General features: G+C 33.3%; 7 protein-coding genes. All 7 read right to left on the reverse strand.

The annotated features are described in order from the left end of the window. Positions 1-124: 124 nt before the first annotated feature. A complete protein-coding gene (locus F2B13_RS20215) occupies positions 125-829 on the reverse strand; it encodes a TPM domain-containing protein (protein ID WP_149304994.1) in 705 nt (234 codons plus the stop codon). Between the two features lie 219 nt (positions 830-1048). Continuing rightward, the gene (locus tag F2B13_RS20220) at positions 1049-2824 is read right to left on the reverse strand and encodes an erythromycin esterase family protein (protein ID WP_149304995.1); all 1776 of its coding nucleotides are present in this window, start codon (positions 2822-2824) and stop codon (positions 1049-1051) included. A 168-nt stretch (positions 2825-2992) separates the two neighbouring features. Next, positions 2993-3343, reverse strand: coding sequence for a hypothetical protein (locus F2B13_RS20225; protein WP_149304996.1), 351 nt, complete (start codon positions 3341-3343; stop codon positions 2993-2995). Positions 3344-3709: 366 nt separating this feature from the next. After that, entirely contained in the window at positions 3710-4528 is an 819-nt protein-coding gene (locus F2B13_RS20230) for a ChaN family lipoprotein (protein ID WP_149304997.1), read from the reverse strand. A 210-nt stretch (positions 4529-4738) separates the two neighbouring features. Then, positions 4739-5191, reverse strand: coding sequence for a DUF423 domain-containing protein (locus F2B13_RS20235; protein WP_149304998.1), 453 nt, complete (start codon positions 5189-5191; stop codon positions 4739-4741). Positions 5192-5302: 111 nt separating this feature from the next. Continuing rightward, positions 5303-6973, reverse strand: a complete 1671-nt coding sequence (locus F2B13_RS20240; protein ID WP_149304999.1) for a serine hydrolase domain-containing protein — start codon at positions 6971-6973, stop codon at positions 5303-5305. Between the two features lie 295 nt (positions 6974-7268). Further along, positions 7269-8279, reverse strand: coding sequence for an alpha/beta fold hydrolase (locus F2B13_RS20245; protein WP_149305000.1), 1011 nt, complete (start codon positions 8277-8279; stop codon positions 7269-7271). Positions 8280-8390 lie beyond the last annotated feature (111 nt).

Raw genomic sequence — 8390 nt, forward strand, 5'->3', positions numbered from 1 at the left:
TGTAATAAACTTATTAAACAAGCTTATGGAATATCAAAATCAGGTATGGATTATGATCGAAATTATGTGGGTAGGTTGAGCTAAATTTCATTTGTTTTTAGCTCAGTTCTTTGTTGTACACCGTTTATATTCTTTGGTTAATTTGGTCAATCATTATATTTAGTCCTTTTGTGTATCTTTTCTCTTTGAATAATGGTTTTAAGAACTCAATAATTTCCTCACATTCTTTGTCTGTTAATTCTTTTTTTAATTTATTATCAGTCGATAATCTGATATTTCTATCATTTTTATCTAATACAACAATTAATCCACCATTTTCTGCATACTTTCCAACATTCCAATCATTCCCTTGTTCAATTGAATATTCAGTTATGCCCTCATATGGATAGAGGTCGTCTATTGTAACAATCATTAATTGAACCTTTTTTTCTTTTTCAAGATTCTCGATTTTTAGTTCAATTTCATCTTCTTCCTTATTATTTAATGTATTATCGATGTCTAAAACTCTTGTGAATATACTTCCAAGAGCATAGTATTTAATTTTATATTTTGAACAATTTTTCCGTAAATCACGCGTGGTTTTATAATTCAAAACATTAATTTCACTTAAAGGGTTGGATTCATTATTAATTTTTTCGTCTAAATTCTTCAGTGATTCCTCTTGAATCAATTTCATTTGTAATTTTAATTGATTCTCAATATTATCATCAAATTGATTGCATAATTTTTCTGCTAAACTTTCAGATGGTTTAGAATCTAGGTTTGTTGTTGTCCTATTAGTTTTACAACTAATGAATAAACCTAGTAAAATTATAATTGAATATTTCATTTCTTAAATGGTGTACAACGGTAAGTATAAGAAAAGTAGGGCAGGTGATAAGCGATGTCCTTTCCGTTTAGCCACAAGCCGAATCTTTTGTATTTTGTTTTTATCTTATTTTTCTAAAAGCCAAATCAAAAGATTTGGCGACCTCGAAAATACGCCCAAGCCTTTGTTTAAGAACCTTTCCGCCCTATTTTTTTTATACATTGTTAGCAACTGCCCTTTTTACTCGAATATTGGTTTGGTTGCATTAGTTTCTTCAATAAAAATCAACGAATCAAAATTTTTGATTAATTGAAGATAATAAATATCCTCCTCCGATTCTTTTGAATAACCGATTAGCCTTGTAGGGGCGATTATTTCATCTGTGTTTAGTTCATTTTTTAAGTCCTTCATATCTATAATAAAAGATTTGTTAATTATAGATAGTCTATTTTCCCAAAACAAGCTGTCGATAGGTTTAAATGATTCAGTTTTAAGTTTCTCTTTATAACTGTGGTCTCCGTTTATGAATTTTTCATCCATATACGAATAACTGCCTTTTAAGGTCGTAAGTCCAATTGAATAATAATCTTGATTGAAATCTTTTTTTAAATCTCTGCCCATAATCCCTATTTCATTATCTATGATAATTTCGTTCGAAATATGTGCATTGTGAGCCCAAACAATAATCTTATTGTCCGAATTTTTAGCCAAAAATGATATTCTGTCCGCCATTATTTCATCTCGACTTTGAAATGGTTTTTGGTTTTTAATGTTTAAATAGTTGATATATGTGTTTTTTCCATTGAATAGAATTTCTCTGATTGATTTGGTTATTTTTTTAGTTGATTCTAAATAATTTTCAATTTCTAAGATGTTATTGTAGATAGAATAGTTGACCCTGTATTCTTTTTTTAAATTACCAATTGAACTTTTTGCAATATTGGATTCTAATTCCTGCAAAAGCTTATTCAATATTTTATCATTTATCGGATTAATATTGTCTTCTAGTAGTTCATAGAAAACCCAATATGAATCGTCACAACCTTTAAACTTAATGTTATATTGGGTTTTATTATCCTTATACCATTGTAAAAAAGATTTTATTTCTTGGGTTTGATAAATTGAAAATAGATGTTTTCGCATTAAGCTATCTAATGGCATTTTATCCAAATCTTTGTTCAAGATTTCAATATCATCGTATGGATTTTCCAAAACAACGAGACTAAATCCTTTTTCTTTAATTAGTCTCTTTGTTATGGTTTCTCTAAGTCGATAAAATTCAGAGGTTCCGTGTGTGCTTTCGCCTATTGCAACTATCTTTTTGACGCCGATTTTTTCTATCAAAGGGTCTAAACTATTGCGCAGAATTTCTTCGCTGGAAAAGTCCAGTTTTTTAGAAGATTTTGATAAAGCCGATTCTAGTTCGTTAGAATTGTAGTTTTCTAAAGTTATTCTTTTTGTTTCTTCTAATTCCTGAATGTCTTTGCCGTCGATACTCACTTTAAAGTCATCAAACCAAGCGACACCTTTTTTGCCTAAAATTCCGCCTACAAAGACTGTTTTTGCGTTAGATGGAAAAGGAAGTTTTATAGAATATTCTTTCCAATCACTTGTCCCTCTTATTTTTTGATTTTGCATTGATTTAAACGCCAAAGGACTTTTTTTTGAATTTCCGTCAATTCGCATCAAGAGTCCAACAAATCCTTTTACATTTTCGTATTTCATTCGACCAGAAAGCACAATGGTGTCTCCAATATAATTTGCAGGTATTCTATAAGTAATACACCCAAATTTCCCATCTTTATCGGAAACAACTTTCCCAACAGAATTGCCCTCGCTAATAATTTCTCCCGATAAATTTTCAAAATTCCCCCACTTAAACCACCCCGTGGGCATTTTTTCTTTTTCTGGGTTAAAGTCGTTAAAGTCTAAATTGTATTTATTCTGACTGTTAACAGCTATTGGTATTAAGATTATAAGAACTAAAAAGTAAAATGTTTGTTTTATGACTTTCATATTTTAGCTGAATGTTTTTTTAGGGTTGTTGCTAACGTGATTGTGTATGGCTCGTTGCGGTAAATCAGCTATGATTTTCCGTCGTAACTGAAAAATAGCAAATTGCAATGAATTCCGATTATGGAATCCAGCCGCAATGAGCTATACACTTTGTTGTGCATAGTTTTTTTATTCAGTTTTATATTCCGTTCTCAATTCAGCGTAATAATCATCTTCCGTATCGAGTAGGCTTTCCTCAAACTTGTATTTCAAATATTCCATATCCAATTCATTCAAGGAAACTGTCTTTTTTCCGTTCATAAAGTTGTCAATTGCTTTTTTATGATATCCGCAAAAAATGCCCCAAACCATTAGTTTGATAAAATCAGATTCCTTTTCCGTTTTCAATTCCGCATCGTTCCACGTTTCCGATAACTTTTTAAATTTTCCGCCACCTTTCTCAACCATTTTTCCGTCCGAAATATCAATTTCAGATGGATAATATTTAATTGTCAGATTATAAACTTCCTTAAATGTCAATTTTTATAGGGTTTTGGTAGATTATGCATAACGTAGGAATATGATCATTGATGATATATCCATTATCTCCCTAAGATAGTAAAACCCATCAACTCCATATTAATTATGCTTAATCGCTAGCTTGCATTAATTAAAAGGGGGCTAGTCTCGAAGTTCGACGCGGGTGGTGTAGATCCAGTAAAAACGAACTGCAAAGAGTAATGGGCTACTATTGGCTTTTTAAGTGTGGTTCGCCATAATTTTCTATACTGAAACCGGAGGATCTTGGGTTATGGCAACAAAATTCAATTTTTACGTAAAAGTGTTTAAGACCATATAACCTTGTATTGAGGTATAAGCAGAGCCTAATGCCTTGCGGATTGTTGTTCAGTAATCCTCGAAATTTTTGATGATAAAGCCGTTTTCTTGTTGTTTAGGTTCGAGAAGGGTAGTAAGATAGTATCTGTGAAAGTAGCCGTTTAAGACCACGATTCTCTTCCCGCGATACGCGCTGGCAAAATGCAAAATATGCTTTGCCATCGTAGTATTTCGTATGTCCCAGAATTTCGACGCCCTTTTATAGCCTTCTAGATAGCTGATGCTATCGTTTTTATTTTTTATAAAATAGGTGTTTGAAAAAATGGGATACCTTTCCATTACCTGTAAAAGGTCTTGATATTGATAGCGTTGCCTAGTTTGTGCAACTTTATCCGTACGGGGGTTGTTGAAGGCCCTTGCTCCCAAAAATGCAAACGAATTCAAGGTATCGTTCACTTTGAGAAACGCTTCATAGGTCTTTTCGTCCACCGAGTCCAAGCCGTTGTTTCGATAGACGCTGTCCAACAGGTTCAGGGCCAAGCCATCAGTGGGTCTAGAGCCGATCTTTTTTCTATGGTCATTTCTTCCCGTAAATTCGTAGGGCCGAACATCGACATCAAATTCATCCATATATCGGACCGTAGCTATATTTTCGTTACTGTCCCAGGTTTTTTTGAACGTAAACTGTGGTGTAAAAAATGAGGAATCTACCTCGAACAGAATCAGATCGGGGTTTATTTTCACAAGAATATTATAGAGACTGTCCGAATTGAAGTTTGAAATGGGCTGGTGCACCGTTCCCAGTAGCACCAACTCCGTCTTTTTTGTATTGCAGGCCAGTACAATCAGAAAGAGACCTGTTACTAGTAGTGGGATGGTTCTTTTCATTGTGTTTGGTTGTCATGGCCAACGACCTGCTACCCAAAGTTTGGCAATTGCCACGGAAATATAGCAAAAACCGGCAACTGTAAGGTGGCTACCTGTCTTCCTATACGATCTGCTTTATAGTTTTTCAGCCGTTTGCGCAAAGGGCTGATAGCTGGTTGCGGCGGGTTGCCCCTGCCATTGGGCGTACCTGTGGTTGGCACACGTCGTTTTTTAAAGTCCCAATGTCTCAGTGATGAGGCCTTTGTATTTTTCAGCGTCTTTTTTAAATTTTTTCTTGGTAGCAGTCCAAATAATTGCCCCCAATACCATAATTAGTCCCCCTAAAATATAGGTTGGAGGTTCGTCGATCGTTGTAAAGAGGACAAGAATAAATACCGATCCAAAAATGATGTGAGTATATAGTATCAATCGAACTAAAAAATGTTGCCTAAACGAGATATTCACCTGTGTTGTATTTTCCGTGGGGTCATTTGACAGTTTTCCTTTGACGATAGTCCAATTTTGAAACGCTATATACCAAGCATAAAGGATTCGTTTTCGAAAGCTGAAGGTGGTTTGATTTTTTCTATCAAATACAAAACCACCGATAGAACCAAGTTCAGATTCTAATTGTTCGGTAATTTCATTTGGTCTTTTTTCGATTTCAAAACTCCAATTTTTCATTTTTCGAATTTTTATGTTAGTAAACGGTCGGTTTTGATATTTTTCAAATGTACTGTACTGGTCCAGTATATGAGCCGTTTTAATGGCTTATATACATTGTTAGCACCTGTTTTATTTCTTTTCGAATTTCAAATTTGTTACTCTTCCAGCATCAAGTTCAAAACCTCTTACTATTCCATTTACCCTGTTAAAGCGAACAAGATTACCATCTGAAGTAAAAGCATCGATATCATATAATTTCAATTCTAGGGGATCATTATTGGCAACTTTTACTTTTAACGTTCCTTCTTCCATAAATAACAAATAACTGACGTCCAACTCTTCACTATAATAATTTCCTGTATAATCTTCCATGTTTAGAGAAGAGAGATCCAATTGTTTTTTTCTTTTACAAATGGTTTCATTTCCATTTTGAAAAACTGTGAGTGTTTGGGTATAATCGTCTTTTAATTCTGAAAATACGAATTGAATAGAATTATCATTTAGTATTTCATATGTGTTTCCGGTTGTGTTTGTTATGTTATATGAAGATTTATTCCAAGTCTGTAACACGTTAACTGAATCATTCTTTAAAGTTATTTCTAAAACCATTCCAGCTTGAATCTCGTAATTACCAACTAATTGATTCAAATTAAATTTTTCTAAAGAAGTTATATCTTTTGGTTTCTCTGTTTTTATCTCCTTATTTTCTGATTTTTCTACAAATCTTTCTTTTAGCAAAATGTCAGCTATTTGAAAAGATTTAGCTGTAGGATTAGCGTCTCCTCTGTTGGCTAATACAATTACAGAAAATTTTTCATCTGGAAACCGCATTAATTGTGCACGATAACCAGCGAGTGCCCCACCATGACTAACTGTTTTTAGTCCTTTGTAAGTTCCGTTATTTAGTGCAAAAGCATAACCACTACTTTCCCCATTGTTTAAAAGACCTTCCTCGTGCATTTTATCGATAATAGTTTGCCCTCCTTTTCCAAGTTTGTTGTTATAAAAATTTTGATCCCAGAGAAACAAGTCTTCTATACTTGAATAAACTCCACCAGAACCAACTAAATCAAACCTCATAATTAAATTATTAAATCCATCCTCATTGTTTTTCTTTTCATAACTGAAAACTCGATTTTTAATTAAATCCGTGTTGTCATCATAAAAAAGTGAATTCTTCATTCCTAAAGGTTGAAAAATATTTTCATGAGCAAAATCTTTTAGTGATTGACCTGCTGCTTTTTCAATTATCATTGCAAGCATGAAATAACAAGAATTACTATATAAATATTTATCACCAGGTATAAAATTCAATTCTTTTTGTTTTTTAATAAGTTCATAGACCTCATCTACATCGGCATTATCTAGATAGTTTCTCCCTTTTAAATACATTAGGGTTAAATAATCTCGCACACCACTTGTATGATGAATAAAATTTCTAATGGTCAGATTAGAATTGTAATCTGGAAAATCAGGCAAGTATTTTTGAATTCTATCATCAAGGTCTAATTTTCCCTGTTCCTCGAGAAGTAGTATACTAAATGTTACGAACTGTTTGGAAACAGAACCAATATAAAAGACAGATGATGGGGTAATTTCTATATCATGTTCCAAGTCAGCAATACCATATCCATTCGAGTATATAAGCTCTCCATCTTTAACTATTCCAATTGCACAACCTGGTGTTTCGGGCTTATTCCATTCTAAGAATAGGCTGTCTATTGCCTTACTCTCTTTTATTTGACCGTACGAAGTCAATGTAAAAGAAAGTAGAAAAAGTAAGAAAAATTGTCTTTTCATAATCAAGTGGTTTTAAATGTCACGTCCTAAAATACATATACTTGAAGTGTTTTGTATACATATTTCAGGACGGGTCAAATTGGTGCTAGCGTTTTAGCTATGAACAGTACGGGAGCAAACTGCCGTTTGCTGTCCGGCATGTACGTAGTGAGATCTTTTTGATTTATTTTACTGTCCAGAGAAAAATCCAAAAGATTTTGAGACCATCATAAAAATACGCGAACCATTCGTTTAAGCCTGAAGCACGTATTGTTTATAGGTAGTGTTGTATAACGTTTTTTTTTAATTTTTCTCTCTAGATTTTTGCAACCATTAAAAGTATTTTTTTGTTAATTATTTCAGCATTTTCCTTTTTTGTGATTATGGAACCATGATTTCCATCAATATAAAATTGTTCTCCTTTCGTAGATAATTCTTTTAGTTCCTTTTGCAATTCGAACCATAATTGTAACTCTTTATCCGGATCAACACCCATATTTCTATATTGTCTTTTCCTAAATTCATTGTACTCTTCAGCTGCGGTAAAAACCAGAACAGGTAAAGAATCTAAACTGCTGGTTTGACCTGCTCTCAAAAGAATATTTTCTATAATATTAACTTCTTTTAACGTTCTACGCCAAACCTTTGCAGAATATAAAAGACGATTACGAGAACGGGTTTGAGAATCTTTTGGTAGGTCAATGTTAATATTAAATAATGGACCAAATATTTGATCTGAAAGCCCCAGTATTCCCATATCGGCAAGTATTATCAAAGTTTTTTGAAAGGCTTGATTTTTGGAAGAATCTGGTTGTGCCAAACGTTCCGTTTGTTCGGGATGACTCGAATCTAGAAAAACAAGTCCTTTTACTTCATTCGGATATAGGTCTCTAAATATTCTGCTATAAGGGCCTCCCATAGAATGACCTACTAATATATAAGGTGGTTTTTCACCATTTTTTTCAAGTAACTTGTGCAACTGATGGGCATAATATTCTGATGTAATACTGTCCTTACTTGCTTCGCTATGCCATTTTCCTTCTCTATCATAACGCACAACCCTCATATTTTTAGTCAAACCTTCTACGATCCAATGAAATACCTCACTATCACTAGCAGCACCTGCTTCAAGGACAAGTGTTGGTAAATCATTTTTTTGGCCTTCCGCTCTTATATGGAGTTTGGTTCCGTTGACATCAATTAATTTTCCAGGTGGTACTGGTTCAGAGCTAAATAATCGGTACAATGCTCCCGATAATATTATTAATACTAAAACCCCTACAAACAGTTTACCTATCCACTTAAGTGTTTTTAGTATAAATTTCATCGTGATTTTTGCAAATGTCACGTCCTAAAATACGGCTACAGATTAATAATTTGTTTTAGGCGGCATTTTGGTGCACGTAATTAGGTGTTCCGTAATTTAAAGATAAATGCA

The organism is Pareuzebyella sediminis (assembly GCF_008367235.1).
Lineage (GTDB): Bacteria > Bacteroidota > Bacteroidia > Flavobacteriales > Flavobacteriaceae > Pareuzebyella > Pareuzebyella sediminis.

Bases quoted from the DNA above. Each gene is read 5' to 3' on its own strand.
- F2B13_RS20215 (WP_149304994.1), bottom strand. From the start codon at position 829: ATGAAATATTCAATTATAATTTTACTAGGTTTATTCATTAGTTGTAAA.
- F2B13_RS20220 (WP_149304995.1), bottom strand. From the start codon at position 2,824: ATGAAAGTCATAAAACAAACATTTTACTTTTTAGTTCTTATAATCTTA.
- F2B13_RS20230 (WP_149304997.1), bottom strand. From the start codon at position 4,528: ATGAAAAGAACCATCCCACTACTAGTAACAGGTCTCTTTCTGATTGTA.
- F2B13_RS20235 (WP_149304998.1), bottom strand. From the start codon at position 5,191: ATGAAAAATTGGAGTTTTGAAATCGAAAAAAGACCAAATGAAATTACC.
- F2B13_RS20240 (WP_149304999.1), bottom strand. From the start codon at position 6,973: ATGAAAAGACAATTTTTCTTACTTTTTCTACTTTCTTTTACATTGACT.
- F2B13_RS20245 (WP_149305000.1), bottom strand. From the start codon at position 8,279: ATGAAATTTATACTAAAAACACTTAAGTGGATAGGTAAACTGTTTGTA.